General features: G+C 71.6%; 12 protein-coding genes. 5 read left to right on the top strand and 7 right to left on the bottom strand.

Going from position 1 to position 15,945, the window contains the following annotated elements; genetic code table 11:
* Window positions 1-139: 139 nt before the first annotated feature.
* The 3 genes from ACFVH5_RS40050 to ACFVH5_RS40040 all read right to left on the bottom strand — a co-directional run bounded on the left by ACFVH5_RS40050 (window position 140) and on the right by ACFVH5_RS40040 (window position 5,217).
* Window positions 140-1,873, bottom strand: a complete 1,734-nt coding sequence (locus tag ACFVH5_RS40050; protein ID WP_385838618.1) for a BCCT family transporter — start codon at window positions 1,871-1,873, stop codon at window positions 140-142.
* A gap of 87 nt (window positions 1,874-1,960) precedes the next feature.
* Window positions 1,961-3,244, bottom strand: a complete 1,284-nt coding sequence (locus ACFVH5_RS40045) for a M14 family metallocarboxypeptidase (RefSeq protein WP_385838617.1) — start codon at window positions 3,242-3,244, stop codon at window positions 1,961-1,963.
* Window positions 3,241-5,217, bottom strand: coding sequence for a Xaa-Pro dipeptidyl-peptidase (locus tag ACFVH5_RS40040; RefSeq protein ID WP_385838616.1), 1,977 nt, complete (start codon window positions 5,215-5,217; stop codon window positions 3,241-3,243). The genes ACFVH5_RS40045 and ACFVH5_RS40040 overlap by 4 nt, the downstream gene beginning before the upstream one ends.
* A 230-nt stretch (window positions 5,218-5,447) precedes the next feature.
* Here ACFVH5_RS40040 and ACFVH5_RS40035 point away from each other — a divergent pair, with 230 nt between their 5' ends.
* Window positions 5,448-6,959 carry a M1 family metallopeptidase gene (locus ACFVH5_RS40035; RefSeq protein WP_385838615.1) on the top strand — a complete coding sequence of 504 codons (1,512 nt, stop codon included), beginning with the start codon at window positions 5,448-5,450 and terminating at the stop codon, window positions 6,957-6,959.
* A 400-nt stretch (window positions 6,960-7,359) separates the two neighbouring features.
* Here ACFVH5_RS40035 and ACFVH5_RS40030 read toward each other — a convergent pair whose 3' ends face one another.
* A complete protein-coding gene (locus ACFVH5_RS40030) occupies window positions 7,360-7,743 on the bottom strand; it encodes a hypothetical protein (protein ID WP_385838614.1) in 384 nt (127 codons plus the stop codon).
* 164 nt (window positions 7,744-7,907) lie between these two features.
* On the opposite strand from ACFVH5_RS40030, the gene ACFVH5_RS40025 reads away from it, so the two are divergent.
* A complete protein-coding gene (locus tag ACFVH5_RS40025; RefSeq protein WP_385838613.1) occupies window positions 7,908-8,612 on the top strand; it encodes a MerR family transcriptional regulator in 705 nt (234 codons plus the stop codon).
* Between the two features lie 31 nt (window positions 8,613-8,643).
* Here ACFVH5_RS40025 and ACFVH5_RS40020 read toward each other — a convergent pair whose 3' ends face one another.
* Window positions 8,644-9,369, bottom strand: a complete 726-nt coding sequence (locus ACFVH5_RS40020) for an SDR family NAD(P)-dependent oxidoreductase (protein WP_385838612.1) — start codon at window positions 9,367-9,369, stop codon at window positions 8,644-8,646.
* Window positions 9,370-9,560: 191 nt separating this feature from the next.
* On the opposite strand from ACFVH5_RS40020, the gene ACFVH5_RS40015 reads away from it, so the two are divergent.
* Genes ACFVH5_RS40015 through ACFVH5_RS40005 form a run of 3 tightly spaced genes read left to right on the top strand, consistent with a single transcriptional unit; the run spans window position 9,561 to window position 13,226 of the window.
* A complete protein-coding gene (locus tag ACFVH5_RS40015; RefSeq protein WP_385838611.1) occupies window positions 9,561-10,628 on the top strand; it encodes an ABC transporter permease in 1,068 nt (355 codons plus the stop codon).
* Window positions 10,625-11,722: a sugar ABC transporter substrate-binding protein gene (locus ACFVH5_RS40010; RefSeq protein ID WP_385838610.1), complete on the top strand. Its 1,098-nt coding sequence runs from the start codon at window positions 10,625-10,627 to the stop codon at window positions 11,720-11,722. The genes ACFVH5_RS40015 and ACFVH5_RS40010 overlap by 4 nt, the downstream gene beginning before the upstream one ends.
* A gap of 1 nt (window position 11,723) precedes the next feature.
* Complete coding sequence (locus ACFVH5_RS40005) at window positions 11,724-13,226, top strand: sugar ABC transporter ATP-binding protein (protein ID WP_385838609.1); 1,503 nt, start codon at window positions 11,724-11,726, stop codon at window positions 13,224-13,226.
* Window positions 13,227-13,280: 54 nt separating this feature from the next.
* Here ACFVH5_RS40005 and ACFVH5_RS40000 read toward each other — a convergent pair whose 3' ends face one another.
* Window positions 13,281-14,015, bottom strand: coding sequence for an IclR family transcriptional regulator (locus ACFVH5_RS40000; RefSeq protein ID WP_385838608.1), 735 nt, complete (start codon window positions 14,013-14,015; stop codon window positions 13,281-13,283).
* Window positions 14,016-14,096: 81 nt separating this feature from the next.
* Window positions 14,097-15,722 (bottom strand): thiamine pyrophosphate-binding protein, encoded by a 1,626-nt coding sequence (locus ACFVH5_RS39995; RefSeq protein ID WP_385838607.1) that lies wholly within the window; start codon window positions 15,720-15,722, stop codon window positions 14,097-14,099.
* Window positions 15,723-15,945: the final 223 nt, after the last annotated feature.

The raw sequence follows: 15,945 nt of genomic DNA, 5'->3' as shown, positions 1-15,945 counted from the left end.
CTGTGGTCGCGCAGTTCCCCGCGCCCCTGGGTATGTGGGGGCGCGGGGAACTGCGCGATCAGCCACGGCGAACCCGCAGCCGAGACCCGGCCCGTCGCCTGTCGTTCTCAGGGGCGCGGGGAACGGCGCAGGCACCCGACTACGTGTGGTCGTGCCCCAGCGGGTCGCCGTCCGTTTCCGTGCCGGCACCCGGGCCGACCCGGATCTCGAAGTCGCCGTCGTACTTCTTGTGGCCTTCGATCACGGCCAGTTCCACCGCCTCGGACCCCATCTCGTTGCGGACGATGACCGGATCCCGCCGCAGATCCCGCATGAGGGCGACGCACATGCCGATCATCACGAGGACAAAGGGCGCGGCGGCCAGGATCGTGAGGTTCTGCAGGCCCGTGAGCGCGTCCCCGTCACCACTGCCGACGAGCAGCATGATCGCGGCCACCGCACCGGTCACCACACCCCAGAAGATCACGACGAACCGGCCGGGTTCGAGGGCGCCCTTCTGGGAGAGCGTGCCCATGACGATGGACGCGGCGTCTGCGCCCGAGACGAAGAAGATGCCGACGAGGATCATCACGAGCAGGCTGGTGGCCGTCGCGATGGGGAACTCCTGCAGGACGCCGAAGAGCTGGCCCTCGGGGGTCGTCTTGCCGGCGAGCGCGCCGCCCTCCTTCAGCTTCATCGCCGTACCGCCGAAGATCGCGAACCAGACCAGGCTGACCGTGCTGGGCACGAGGATGACGCCACCGACGAACTGCCGGATGGTGCGGCCACGGCTGATGCGGGCGATGAACATGCCGACGAAGGGCGTCCAGGAGATCCACCACGCCCAGTAGAAGACGGTCCAGCTGCCGAGCCAGTCGGCGACGCCCTTGCCGCCGCTGGCCTCGGTGCGGCCGGCGAGCTGGGGCAGGTCACCGAGGTAGGAGAAGATCGAGGTGGGCAGCAGGTCGAGCACGATGATCGTGGGGCCCGCGATGAACACGAACACCGCGAGCACCAGGGCCAGCACCATGTTGATGTTGGACAGCCACTGGATGCCCTTCTCGACACCGGAGACGGCCGAGGCGACGAACGCCACGGTCAGCACGGCGATGATCGAGACGAGCAGTCCGTTGCTCACCTTGTCCATCCAGTCCAGCTCGGTGAAGCCGGAGCCGATCTGGAGGGCGCCGAGGCCCAGCGAGGCCGCCGATCCGAAGACGGTGGCGATGATGGCGAGGATGTCGATCGCCCGGCCGGCCGAGCCGTTCGCGTGCTTCTCGCCGATGAGCGGGGTGAAGACGGCGCTGATGGTCTGGCGCCGGCGCTTGCGGTAGGTGCTGTAGGCGATGGCGAGGCCGACCACCGCGTAGATCGCCCACGGGTGCAGGGTCCAGTGGAAGAGGGTGGTGGCCATCGCCGTCTCCATGCGTTCCGCGGAGTCGGCGGGCGTGGTGCCCGGCGGGGGTGACGTGTAGTGCGAGAGCGGTTCGCTCACGCCGTAGAACATCAGTCCGATGCCCATGCCGGCGCTGAACATCATCGCCACCCAGGAGACGGTGCGGAACTCGGGCTCCTCGCCCTCCGCACCGAGGTGGATTCTTCCGTAGCGGCTGATCGCGAGCCACAGCGCGAAGACCACGAAACAGGAGGCTGCGAGCATGAACGCCCAGCCGCCGTTGTGGATCAGGCCGTTGAGCATCGTGGTGGAGGCGCTCTCCAGGGAGTCGGTGGCCACCGCTCCCCAGATCACGAACGCCACGGTGAGTGCGGCCGTGACGCCGAACACCACCCAGTCCGTGCGGGGGCGGGACCCCTGGTCCGTTCGGGCTTCCGGGCCGCCGGGGACGGCCGCCGGTTCGTCCCGGCCTCCCCTGTCCTTCAGATCTTCGGTCATCGGCGGCACCTTCCCTGGAAAGCGTTCGGCACACATTCCTGATCGTGTGTCTACGACCTACCACAGGTACCGCCGATCCCAACCGCCTCAGCAGCGGGTGTCGGGTTCCGCAACCGTCAGGTGGTACGGCGCCCGCTCGTCGAGCAGCAACGGGACGAGGGCGCGCAGGGACTGGCGCAGCGGTACGCGGGCCCCGGCGCCGTCGGAGTCCGGTCGCGCCGAGACTCCGTGCAGGGCCAGCTCGTCCTTGACGTCCGCGTACTGGTCCGCCGTCAGCCGGTAGGCGCAGGGCGGGTCCGCGATGGTCTCGGACGGTTCGGCAGGGTCGTTGTCGGCGCCTCCCGTGTAGACCGGTCCGGTGTCCCGGTAGCCGGCCAGCCGGGCTGCCGACGTGGCCGCCCCGAGCCGACCGCGGCGTTCGTCGGTGAAGTCGAACAGGCCTCCCAGCGCGGCCAGTTGGGAGTGGACGCGGCGTCGGTTGTTGAGTGCCTCGTCGGCCTTCTCGGCCTCGGTGAGAGGGTCGACGCGGCTCTCGATGAGCAGTCCGGCGCCGTGCTTGACGCCGGTCATGTTCCGCAGGATCCGCTCCTGTCCGTCACCGGCGACCTGCCGGATCGGGTCGCCGGTCACCGGGTCGGTCCAGATGCCGTACGTCCCGGTCGAGTACCCGGCGGCCTGCGCGGCGGGCCGTACGTACGTCTGCGAGAGGGTCTGTGCCTCGTCGTGCACGGCAGGGTCGGTGTTGAGGTTGCGCGGCCAGAGGTCGAAGAGGTCCTTGTCGTAGTAGGGGGGTGTGGCTCCGTACTCGTGCAGGTCGTAGACCACGTCGGGCTGCCGGTCGCGGACGACGGCGGCCGTCGCGCGTGCCTCGGCCGTCTGCAGCGCGAGGTGGTCGCGGTTGATGTCGACGCCGTCGCTGTTGCCGCGGGTGTCGGCGGCCCGGCCGTCCGGGTTGGCGGTGGGCACGACGAGCAGCGTGGTGCGGTCGAGGAATCCGCGGGTGCGCGCGTCCCTGGCGTACGCGAGATCGCGGACGGTGGTGAGGCAGGCCTCGCGGCCCGACGGTTCGTCACCGTGCTGGCTGCAGACGAGCAGCACGGTGGTGGCGGCGCGCGGGTTTCCGACGCGTACGAGTTGGACGGGCCGGTTCTGTTTCGTGGTGCCGATCCGGCTGAGCGAGACGCGGTCGCTCGCCCGGTCGACCGCGGCGAGGAAGGTCTGCTCCTCGGGCTGGGTGGTCCAGCGTGCTCCGTCGGTCCGCTCGAACCCGGTGCGGGGCGGGCTTTCGGACGCGTGGGCGGGCGCGGTGAGGAGGGGTGCGGTGAGCGCCACCGCCGTCAGGGCGAGAGCCGCGGTCCTACGGAGTGTCATCGGTCGCCGCCTCCAAGAACGTCTCCGGGAACGCGGTGGGTGGCGCGCGGTTCGCCGACGCCGTCGAGGATCGCGTCGGGCGTGACGTACGAGGATCCGGAGGTGGCACGGGCGAACGCGGCGGTCCCACCGACGAGCGGCACGGCGGCAGACGTACGGGACAGGTCGAGCGTGAGCGTCGGGGTGGTCGACGGCGGGTCGATGAGGCCCTGGTCGGTACCGGCGACGATCAGCGCGAGCCGGTGGCCCTTGGGGACGACGTGGTCGCTCGCGTGCAGGTCGAGCGTGAGGGTGTACGCCTTGCCCGGGGTGAGCGGCTCGCCCTTCGTGGCGGACGAGTGGTTGCCGAGGTCGGCCCAGCCGCGGCTGAACACCGTGTACTCGACGTCGGTCGTCCTGGCCGCGGTCTCCCTGAAGCAGGAGCTGTCGCCGGTGGTGCTCGGTCCCCAGCAGGTGCGCCCGGTGAGCGTCGTGATGCCCTCGCCGGCTGCGGAGTAGTCACGGATGGTGTCGGGGCCGAGGTCGACGAGGACCGCGGACAGATGGGCGCTCGTCGTGGTCGGCGTGGCGGTGACGGTCACCTTGGAGGAGCCGGAGAGACGGACGTCACGGGTGAGGGGCTGGGTGGTGAAGCCGGCCTTGGCGGAGGTGGACCGGTCGATCTCGGCGGCCCAGTCGGTCTCGTCCTGGCCCGGGTCGTCGGTGAAGGTCTCGGTGCCCTTTCCGGTACGCAGTCCGAGGGTGCCGACGCCCGCCTGCTCGCCCTTGGCCGGGCGGAGCTTCACGGTGTCGGTGCCGCGCGGCGGCCAGACGGCCGAGGTGGCCCACTGGTCGGGGGCGCGCTCGATGTCGGCCATCGGCTCGTCGTCGACGCCGTTGTCGTAGCCGAGGAGTTCGTGGTCGAACCAGCGGTGCAGGGTGTCGGCCCAGGCCGCGCGGCGGAAGTCGAAGGGGTCGACGTGGCCGGTCTGGGACAGCCAGATCTTGCGGTCGACGCCGTTCTTCGCGAGGCCGTCCCACCACTGGCCGAAGTGCTTCGGGCGGACGTTGAGGTCCTGCATGCCGTGGATGACGAACACGCTGGCGTCCACCTTGCGGACGTCCTTCACGTAGTCGCGCTCGGTCCAGAACGTCGTCCAGTCGCCGGTGCGCGGGGCCCCGTCCACGATCTTCTGCTGGACTGCGGCGCACCTGGCGCGGGCGTCAGGGCTCTCGACGTAGTCCGACAGCCATTCCGGGCCGGAGTCGTAAAGGGGGGCGCCCTTGGCGAAGTAGTAGTCGTACCAGGAGGAGATGGCCGCGATCGGGACGATCGTCTCCAGGCCCTCGACGCCGGTGGCGGCGACCCCGTTGGCGATGGTGCCGTCGTAACTCTTGCCGATCATGCCGGTTCTGCCGTTGGTCCAGCCGGCCTTGGCCCTCGTGTCCCCCGTACGGGAGGTGTAGCCCCTGCCGCGGCCGTTCAGCCAGTCGACGACGGCCTTCGCGGACTGGACGTCGGAACGCCCGCCGACGTCCACGCAGCCGTCGGAGCGATTGGTGCCGGCGAGGTCGACGGCGACGAAGGCGTAGCCGCGCGGTACGAAGTAGTTGTCGTAGTACAGCGGCATCTGGACGACGTCGCCGTCCGCGTCGTACGTCTTGCGCTGGCTCTCGTTGCCCCGGCCGCAGCAGGAGTAGTACGGGCTGGCGTCCATGATCACGGGTACCTTGCGGCCCTGCTGGGCGGGCTCGCTCGGGCGGACGATGTCGACGGCGACCCGGTCGGTCCGCCCGTCGCTGTCGCCGTCGAGCCCGGTGTCCACCCAGACGGACTCACGGACGGCGTTGTCGTACGAGTAGACGGGGGTGCTCTCCCGCGGAGCGCTGTGGGCGACGGCCGGGGTGAGGAACGTGGCCATCAGGGCGGCGGTGGCCGCCGTCGCGAGCGATCTCCAGGTGATGAGGCGCATGTAGCGCGCAGGTGTCCGCATGCGCGGAAGGTACTCCGGTCAACTCTCGTGCAAAAGGGGGCCGATTGGGGTGTCGGCCTCCTCATCGGGTGTGGCTTGAAAGGTGCGTCGGGCCGGATCTCGTGTGTTGGCGGCACACGTGTCGGCCGAATGGCGATCGTGTGACAGGAGCGGCCATGGACAGGGGTGGGCCCACAGCGCGTGAATAGGCTCCGGACAGACTTCCCGCCCCCCACGACTTGGAGCTTGACGTGCATCGCAGACTCATCGCCCCGGGCGCGCTCGTGGCCTCCCTGCTGCTGGCGATCCCGGCATCCGCCGCGAGCCACTCGCCCGGGGCGCCGGGCATCGGCGACCCCTACTACCCGGCGTACGGCAACGGCGGGTACGACGTCTCCCACTACGACCTGCGGCTCACGTACCAGCCGGCGACGGACCGTCTTGAGGGCACGGCGACCCTGCTGGCCAAGACCACCCAGGATCTCTCGCGTCTGAATCTGGACTTCCTGCTCGATGTGAGCGAGGTGCGGGTCAACGGCGCCAAGGCGTCGTTCACGACCTCGGGCGAGCACGAGCTGGAGATCACGCCGAAGAGCCCGCTGCCCGCCGGTACGGCAGTCACGGTCGTGGTGCGCTACAGCGGGGTGCCGTCCACGAAGACGGCGTACGGGTTCACCAGCTGGCACCGCACGCCGGACGGCGGGGTCGGGGCGAACGAGCCCGAAGCGGCCTGGTGGTGGTTCCCCAGCAACGACCACCCGCTGGACAAGGCCACGTACGACGTGTCGGTCGCCGTGCCGGACGGGTCCCAGGCGATCTCCAACGGCACGCTGCAGTCGACGAGTTCGCGGGCGGGCTGGACGCGCTACAACTGGCGGTCCAACAAACCGCAGGCCACGTACCTCGCCACGCTGGCCGTCGGGAAGTTCGACGTCACCACGGGCACGTCGGAGAGCGGCATCCCGATCGTCAACGCGTACAGCAAGGACCTGGGCGACAACTACGGGGCCGCGCGGGCGAGCATCGAGCGGACCGGGGAGGTCGCGGACTGGCTGGCCGAGTACTTCGGCCCGTATCCGTTCAACGCCCTGGGCGGATATGTCCCCAACACGAACACCGGGTACGCGCTGGAGACGCAGACCCGGCCGTTCTACAGCCCGCGGCAGTTCGCGAGCGGAACGAACGTGTCCGTGGTCGTCCATGAACTCGCCCACCAGTGGTACGGCGACTCCGTGTCGGTCGCCGGGTGGAAGGACATCTGGATCAACGAGGGCTTCGCGCGGTACGCGCAGTGGCTGTGGTCGGAGCACGAGGGCGAGGGCACGGCGCAGGAGATCGCGGACTACGTGTACGCGTCACGGCCAGCGGAGGATCCGTTCTGGACCGTCGCCCCCGGGGACCCGGGGCCGGAGAACCAGTTCCACATCGCGGTGTACGACCGCGGGGCGCTGGCCTTGCAGGCGCTGCGGAACGAGGTCGGGGACGAGGCGTTCTTCGCCGTCCTGAAGGGCTGGCCCGCGCGGTACGCCTACGGCAACGCGACCGTCGGTGACTTCGTGCGGTACGCCGAGTCGGTGTCGGGGCAGCCGCTCGCGGGGCTGTTCGACACGTGGCTGTACCAGCCGTCCAAGCCGGGGGTGCCCGCTGCGCGGGCCGCTTCCATCGCGCCCGGGGCGGCGGGGTCGGGGACGGCGCCGACGGCGCCTGTGCGGCCGAAGTCCTGGAAGAAGATCGCCGCCACCAATTCCGTCCACGCCCACTGAGTCCGGCTCCGCCAGTCCGGCTCCGCCGGCGGGGGCAGGTCTGGGGGGGGGGCTTGCTTGTGCCGGTGGGACTGTGCGGGTCGCGAGGTGGCTGGCCGCGCAGTTCCCCGCGCCCCCTACGGGCGCGGCTGCGCCGGGGTGGGCCAGGGGATGCGGGCCTACGACGGTGGAGCCGTGCGGGATGCGTCGTGGCCGGGCGCGCCGTTCCCCGCGCCCCTTCAGGCGGGCCCGGGGGTGCGGGCTTGTGACGGTGGGGCCGTGCAGGCCAGAGGGTGGCTGAGCGCGCAGTTCCCCGCGCCCCCTACGGGCGCGGCTGCGCCGGGGCAGGCCAGGGGGCGCGGGCCTGTGACGTTGGCGCCGTGCAGGCCCGAGGGTGGCCGGGAGCCGTTCCCCGCGGACCTTACGGGCGCGGCTGCGCCGGGGCCGTGTGGGTTGTGGGGTGGGCGGGGGCGTCGTTCCCCGTGGGCCTTGCGGGGCGGGGGCCGTCCGCTGCCAGGTTCGAGGCCAGTTCCGAGACGGCGATGAGGAGCTGGGTCTCGGCGGCGGCGCAGTGGGCCGCCCGGCGGGCCCGGCCCTCGGCCAGGATGGCGTCGCGGGCGCGGTGGCCCTCGGCGCGGGTGGCCGCGAGCGCCACGGCGTCCTCCTCCGCCGGGGCGGGCCCGTCACCTGCCTCGTCGCGTATCTCAACGCCCGCGTCGCCCGCCTGTCGTATTCGGGGCAGTACCCGGCGGTAGAACACAACGGCGACGACGAACAGCGGCAACGCCACGGGGACCATGGCCATGACTTACCCGATCATGCGGGCGCAGCAACGTACATCTGCGCCACTATTGACCGGAACTCACCGTTTGGCCAAGTCCGGGGTCTCTTTCACAACTCAGGTGAGACAGCAATACTGTTTCACCGCTGCCGTGTCCGGTGGTGGGGGTTGTACGTGAAGGAGCAGGTATGGCGACGGACATCGGGGAGCCGACGCTCACCGTCGACGAGCTGGCCGCGCGGGCGGGGGTGACCGTGCGGACGGTGCGTTTCTACAGCACCAAGGGGCTGTTGCCGCCGCCCGTGATCGGGCCGCGTCGCGTGGGGCACTACAGCCAGGAGCATCTGGCGCGGCTCGCGCTGATCGAGGAGCTGCAGCAGCAGGGGATGACGCTGGCCGGGATCGAGCGCTATCTGCAGCAGTTGCCGGACGGCCTCAGCGCCCAGGACCTGGCCATCCACCGGGCCGTGGTGGCCTCCTGGGCGCCCGACGCGGCGGAGGAGGTGGTCCGGGTCGAGCTGGAGCGCCGGGCGGGGCGCCCGCTCGGGCAGGAGGACCTGAACCGGCTCGCCGCGATGGGTGTGCTGAGGGAGGCGGCGGGCCCGGACACGTACCGGGTGGATCTCGGGCTGCTGCGGCTCGGCGTCCAGCTGCTCGACGTACCGATGGCGCACGAGACGATCCTCGCCGCGCGCAACGTCATGGTGAAGCACACGCGTGCCGCCGCCCACGAACTCTCCGTGCTGTTCCGGGACGAGGTGTCCGAGCACGAGTCCGTCGAGGCCGTGCGGGACCTGTCGGCGTACATGCAACCACTCGTGGTGCAGGCCTTACTGACGACCTTTCAGCGGTCGCTGAACGAGGAGGTCCGGGAGTGGCTCAGGAACTCCTGAACCGCCCCGGCCCGCGTCTCACAAGCAGGTCTCACAAGTAGGCGGAACCGCCTGCCACGTTGAGGGTCTGGCCGGTCAGGAAGCCGCTGCCCTCGTCGACCACGTACAGCAGGGTGGAGACGAGGTCGCACGGCTCCTGGGTCCTGGGGACGGCCTGTTGGGCGCGGACGTGCTCGAACCCGCCGTCCGCGCCGACCGTCCGCGCGGCGGTCTCCGTGCGGACCATGCTCGGCGCGATCGCGTTGACGGTGATGTCGTGCGGTCCGAGCGCCGAGGCGAGCGCGCGGGTGAAGCCGATCAGTCCGGCCTTCGAGGCGGTGTACGCCACCATGGTGGGCGGCGCGGTGAGCACTGCGGCCGAGGTTATGTTCACGATGCGGCCCCAGCCCGCCGCCTTCAGGTACGGCAGTACCGCGCGGGTCATCAGGAACGGCGCCTCCAGGTTGACGCGCATCACGCGCCGCCACTCCTCGGGGGTGATGTCCTCGAAGTCGCACTCGGGGTAGACACCCGCATTGTTGACCAGGACGTGCAGGGTGCCGAACTGTTCCAGCACCTGTTCCAGGGCCGCGCCGATCTGCGTCTCGTCCGTGACGTCGGCGACCAGCTCCACATAGTCCAGAATGCGGTCGGCCGTCTCCCGCTGCGGAACCAGGTCGAGCCCCGCGACCCGGTAGCCGCGTCCCGCGAGTGCGACGGCGAACTCCTGCCCGAGGCCCTGTGCCGCGCCGGTCACCAGGGCGGTACGCGTCTCCATGCGGTGAGTGTGATGACCCGTCAGGCAGGCGGCAAGGGTGCGTTTCCGGTCTGCGGAACGGCCGGCCGGCCCGGCGGACGGCGACGGGCCCGGGCGCTGTTCCATTCGCCGGAACGTCCTTGTTGCCGCGTACGCCCCACGGGCCGACGCTGCGGGCGGACCCAGCCGCCAGCGTTCCGGAGCCGTGCCCGATGACCGAGACCGACCGTGCCGTGGACGACGCCGAGCGCGCCCGCGAACAGGGCGGAGGCGCACGGCGGTTCGGGCTGCCGTCGGCCGGATCGTGGGCGGCGCGCCTCACGCCCCGGTGGCTCCCCGACGAACTCGGCGTCCTGATCGTCCTCGCCCTTCTGATCGCCGGCATCGGCATCCCGTACCCCGACTTCCTCGACAGCGACAACCTGCTCACCACCGCGCACAACTCCGTCTACATCTCGCTGATGGCGTGCGGCATGGTCTTCGCGCTCGCCATGCGCGAGGTCGACCTGTCGGTCGGCGGCAGTTACGCGATGTGCCTGGTCGTCGGCGCCCTGCTGGTGCGGGAAGGCGTGGAGCCCTGGCTGGCGGTCCCGGTGATGCTGCTGACCGGGACCGCGCTGGGCGTCTTCAACGCGCTGGTCACCACCCTGCTGGCGCTGCCCTCGTTCATCGTCACGCTGGGCACCCTGATGCTGTTCCGGGGCATCGGGCTCGCGCTCGCCGACGGCAAGCAGATCACCGATCTGCCGCTGGACGACTCGTTCTTCACGCTCGCGGGCGGCGACGTGGGCGGTGTGCCGTTCGCGCTGTGGGTGCTGGTCGCCGTGACGGCGGTCCTGACCGTGGTGCTCGCCCGTACCCGTTTCGGGTCGCGGGTGCGGGCCATCGGGTCCAATCCCGACGCGGCCACGTTCAGCGGAATCCCCGTCGTGCGTACGCGCGTTCAGGCCCTCGCGCTGTCCGGGCTCACCACGGCCTGCGCGTCGGTGCTCGCGCTCGCCTACTACGGCGCAGGGGACCCGACGCTGGGCCAGGGGTACGAGCTGCAGGCCATCGCCGCGTGCATCATCGGCGGCACACCGCTGGCGGGCGGACGCGGTTCGGTCGTCGGGGCGGTGGCCGGCGCACTGATCCTGTCCGTCGTCGCCTCCGGCCTCGTGTTCTTCGAAGTACCCATCAACTGGACGTCGTTCGCGACCGGCGCGGTGATCCTCGTCGCGGTCGCGGCGGACAGCGCCCTGCGCCGCAGGGGACGCCGCCGAGAAAACCGCAGACAGTGACGTCACCGCACCTGGAGGCCCTGATGCACCCCCGATTCCGTACCCTGTCCGGCGCCCTCGGCGCGCTGGTGCTCCTCTGCGCCACCGGATGCGGCAACGACGACGACTCCGGAGGCGGGAGCGGCGGGAAGCTCGACATGGGCATCGCGGTGGCCAACATCAGTCTCAACTTCGCGCACGAGATGGTGCTCGGCGCGGAGAGCGCCGCCGACCACGCGGGCAACGTGAACTTCAAGGCCGTCGGGCCGCCCAACACGGACGGTCCGGCCGAGGTCCAGCTCTTCCAGAACCTCACCGCCGTCGCGAAGGACGGCATCGTCCTGGAGAACCTGGACCCGCCGATCTTCACCCGTCCCGCCGCCCGCGCCGTCGACCAGGGCATTCCGCTCGTCGCCCTGGACACCTCCCCCACCGAGGGCAGCAAGATCACGTTCTATGTGGGCAACGACAACTACGCGCTCGGCGAGCTGATGGCCCAGGAGGCGCTGAAGCGGCTGGGCGACGACCCGAAGGGCGAGATCGTCGTCGGGGTGCCCAATCCGGGGACGCCGGTGCTCGACAACCGCGCCAGGGGCATCGCCGACACGTTCAAGAAGGAGGCGCCGGGGGTGAAGGTGCTCGGCCCCTTCCAGACGTACAGCGATCCCGGTCAGAACCACAGTTCCTGGGCCTCGCAGGTCGCCGCGCACCCCAAGGCGCTCGCCTTCCTCGGGGTCGGGGACGCCGACAGCTACAACCTCGCGAAGATCAAGAAGGAGAAGGGCGGGAAGTGGCTGACGGCCGGTTTCGACGTCGACCCCAAGACCCTGGACGCGGTGAAGGACGGCTCGAACTTCGTCACCATCGACCCGCAGCACTTCCTCAAGGGCTATCTCTCCACGGCGATCCTGATCGAGTCCGTGCGCGAGAGGGACGGGAAGCTGCCCGACGGCTGGTTCCTGTCCCCCGGCGGTGTCGTGGACTCCTCGAACATCGCCGAGGTCACCGCGCGGCAGAAGTCCCCGGAGGCCGCGTACGACTGGTACGAGCCGGTGATCGACAAGCTGCTCGGCGACCAGGACGCACAGCTCAAGCCGTTGAAGGACGCACGCTGAGATGAGTCGCGGGGACATGCTGGACGCGCGGTCACTCGTCAAGTCGTACGGCGGGGTGAAGGCCCTGGACGGGGCGGACATCCGGCTGCGGGGCGGCGAGGTGCACGCGCTGGTCGGGGAGAATGGCGCGGGCAAGTCGACCCTCGTACGCATCCTGTCGGGGACCCTGGCACCGGACGAGGGATCGGTACGGCTTGCCGACCGGGCCAGGGAGGGCGGAATCGCCGTCGTCTCGCAGGAGTTGAGCCTCTTTCCCGATCTCACGGTCCGCGAGAACCTCTTCCCCCACCGCCCGCCGCGCCGCTTCGGACTGCTCGACCGGGGCGCGATGGACCGCGCGGCCCGGCCGGTCCTCGCCGAGCTGGGGCTCGACGTCGATCCCGGCGCGCTGCTGGGTGACCTTCCGCTCGCCGATCAGCAGTTGACGGAGATCGCCCGCGCACTGCTGCGCCGACCGCGCGTACTGGTCCTCGACGAGCCCACCTCCGCGCTGCCGGCCGCCGCCGTGGACCGCCTCGAACAGGTCCTGCGCACCCTCACGGAGCGGGGCATCGCGATCCTGTACGTCACCCACTTCCTGGAGGAGGTGATGCGCTTCGCCCACCGCGTGACGGTACTGCGGGACGGCCGGGTCACCCTGGCCGGTGTACGGGGCGAGGAGATCGGCGTATCGGACCTGGTGAAGGCGATGCTGGGCGCCGCGCCACCGCCTCCGGTACGCCGCGAGCGCGCCCCGGCCGACGGGCCGCCGCCGGTCGTGCTCTCCGAGGTGTGCGTCCCGGGGCGGCTGACGGACGTGACGTTCACGGTGCGCGCGGGCGAGGTGGTGGGCGTGGCCGGGCTGCAAGGGGCGGGCCATCTGGACGCGTTGGCGGTGGTGTGCGGGCGTACGTCCATCTCGGCGGGCCGGGTCGGCGTCGGCGACCGGGGGCTCCCGCGCTCCTTGCGCGACGCGATCCGGGCGGGGGTGGCGTTCGTGCCGAGCGACCGGAAACGGTTCGGGCTGATGACCGACCGTACGGTGTGGGAGAACACCACATCGGTGAGCTGGCTGGCGCTCGGCCGGGGCGGTGTCATGCCGTCCCGTGCCGAACTCGTGCGCCGCACCCTCGACTTGACCGGTCGATTACGTCTGCGGGGCGGCCCGCACGACGTGGTGGCCCGGTTGTCGGGCGGCAACCAGCAGAAGGTCGTCTTCGCCAAATGGCTGGCCACGGACCCTCGTATCGTCGTTCTCGACGATCCCACGCGCGGTGTGGACGTGGGGGTGCGGGCCGAAATGCATGCGATCGTGGGCGAGTTGGCGGCGGGCGGTGCGGCCGTCCTGGTCGCGTCGACCGACCTGGCCGAACTGACGGAGGTCTGCGACCGCGTCCTGGTCTTCGTGCGGGGACGGATCACCGCGGAGGTGAGCGGCGGGCGGCTCACGGAGCACGAGCTGGCGGCGGCGATGCAGTCGGGGGCGGACGCGCGGAGCAACGGACACGGACGTCAACGGAGTTGACGGCCCCGTCCACCCAGCTCCGTCCACCCCGCCCCGTCCGTCACGCCCCGTCCGTCATGCGGACAGCTCTCGTGTCAGGGCGCGGGCCGCCGCGCACACCCGGGCGCCGACGCGGTCCACGTCGAGGCGGCGGGTGCCACCGGTCACGGAGAGCGCGGCGACGGGGCGGGCGTCCCGGGCGTAGACCGGGGCCGCCACGGCGGAGACACCGACCTCGGCCTCCTCCAGATTGACACCGAAGCCGCGTGCACGGGTGCGTGCGAGATCGCGGGCGAGCTGCCCCGGCAGGACCAGGGAGCGGGGGGTGAGGCGCGCCAGGGACGGGCCGGGCGGCCGGGGGTCGTGGGCCAGGAAGACCTTCCCCGTGGCGGTGCAGTGAGCGGGCAGCCGGCCCCCGGTGCGCGAGACGATCGGCGTGGCGCGGCGGCCGGTGAGCTTCTCCAGGAAGAGCGTGTCGGGTCCGTCGGGGACGGCCAGGTGCACGTTCTCGCCCGTCGCCTCGTACAGGTCGCCGAGGAACGGCAGCGCCACGTCCCGCAGTTCACGCGCGGACGGCGCCGACTGGCCGAGGACGAAGAGCGTGAGACCGATGCGGTAGCGGCCGTCCGGGGCGCGTTCCATGAGCCCCAGCGCGACCAGTTCGGCCAGCAGCCGGTGCGCGGTCGGCTTGGGCAGCCCCGTGCGCAGCGACAGCTCGGCCAGGCTCTGCGAGCCCTCCGACTCACCGCAGGCGCGCAGCAGCGCCGCACCGCGCGCGAGCACCGACTTCGGCACCTGACCGTCCGTCATGGACCGATGGTCGGGCCCCGGCAGCCGGGTGACAAGGGGCGGGTCCCTGTGAGTCGTCCTGAGTCGTCGGCGAGTCGCCCGCTAGCGCAGGGGCACGTCGACGAGCATCGGACGCGTCAACTCACTTGCTCCCGCGACGAGTTCGCGCAGCTGATCCGCGCTGCCCGCCCGCACCGCGTCGACTCCGAAGAAGCGGGCCGCCTGGGTGAAGTCGAGCCGCCCCAGCTCGGTGCCGGGGCAGACCCCGGTGCCGCCTCGCGCCTCGTAGGTGTCCTGGAGGGTGCGGTAGGCGCCGTTGCCCATCACCACGAACAGCACGGGGGCCGCGTACCGTGCCGCGCTCCACAGGCCCTGCAGGCCGAAGAGGGCGCAGCCGTCACCTAGGACGGCGACCACGGGCCGGCCCGGTTCGGCCAGGGCCCGGCCGACCGCCGCGCCGATCCCCCAGCCGAGGCCGCCGCCGACGGTGTGCGTGTAGCTGCCGGGCCGGTCGAGGTGGACGAGTCTGCGGAGCAACAGGCCCACGGTGATGGCCTCTTCGACGACGGCCGTGCCGGGCGGGAGTCCGCGCGCCACGGCGTGGGCGGCGGCCCAGGGCGCCAGAGGTGCCGGGGAGTACGCGGCGCGCGCGGCGGCCTCCGTACGGCCGCGCTCCGCCGTGTGCCGGTCGCCGGCGCGCAGCACTCTGGTCTTCGCGGTGTGCGCGGGGATGCGCTCGGGCAGCAGTTCGGCGAGCCGGTCCAGGGAGGGCCCGAGTGCGCCCACGAGGCCGTGGTCGGCGGGGAAGTTGCGGCCGATCTCGTCCGGGTCCGAGTCGAGCTGGACGACGGTGATCCCGGGCGGCAGCGCGGGGCCGGGGGTGTAGTGATGCGGGGTGAAGGCGTGCGCCCCCACGATGAACAGGGTGTCGTACGGGTCCAGCGCGGCCCGGATCGCGTCGTGGCGCGGCGGCAGCATCCCCGCGTACAGGGGGTGGGTGGTCGGGAAGTTCAGGAAGTCGGCCATCGGCTGGTGGTGCACGGGTGCCCCGCAGGCCTCGGCGGTGCGCACGAGCGCGGCCGTGGCGTCCTCGCGGCCCACGCCGTCCCCCGCGACGATCACGGGCCGTGCCCCGCCGCCGAGCAGGACGGCGGCCCGGTCGAGTCCCCCGGCCGGCGCGGGTCTGGGTGCCGGCGTACGGGCGGGTACCTCGACCTCGGTGTCCTCCGCCAGCAGGTCCATGGGCACGGACACGAGCACGGGTCCGGCGGGCGGCCTGGCGGCGAGCGCGAAGGCGCGGCACAGCGCGAGCGGCAGGTCGCGGGCGTGCTGGATGTCGTACGCGGCCTTCACGGCCGGTGCGGCGAGCGCGACGAGGTCGGCGCTGAGCATGGGGTCCTGCTGGAGGTGGCGGCGGTCCTGCTGTCCGGCCATCACGACGAGCGGGGTGCGTGAGCGGCGGGCGTTGAGCAGGCCGATGAGTCCGTTGGCGAGGCCGGCCGCGATGTGGAGGCTGACGAAGGCGGTCCTGCCGGTGGCGCGGGCGTAGCCGTCCGCCATGGAGACGACCGCGCCCTCGTGGACGCCGAGGACGTACTCGGGTGCCTGCTCGGCGTCCGCGAGGGCTGCCAGGAACGGCAGTTCGGTGGTGCCGGGGTTTCCGAAGACGCGGTCCACGCCCTCGCCGCGCAGGATGTCGAGCAGGGCGGGGGCGGGGCGGCGACCCATCGTTGGCTCCTCGTGGGGACGGGGACCGGTCGCCCGTCAGCGTCGGGGTTCCGCCCCGCCGGGGGCAAGGGGTGCGTACCACTCAGCGGTACTCGGTGCGTGCCGCGGGTCGGTTGTGTTCGTCTGCGGCGCCGTCGTGGCTGGTCGCGCAGTTCCCCGCGCCCCTAAAAACGGGGCTGCGCCCCTGTTTTTCGCCCTTAAGGGGCGCGGGGAACTGCGCGAC

This window comes from Streptomyces sp. NPDC127119 (assembly GCF_042677425.1).
GTDB lineage: Bacteria > Actinomycetota > Actinomycetes > Streptomycetales > Streptomycetaceae > Streptomyces.
The sequence above is the reverse complement of the archived record's forward strand: the minus strand, read 5'-3'. Positions and strand labels throughout refer to the sequence as shown.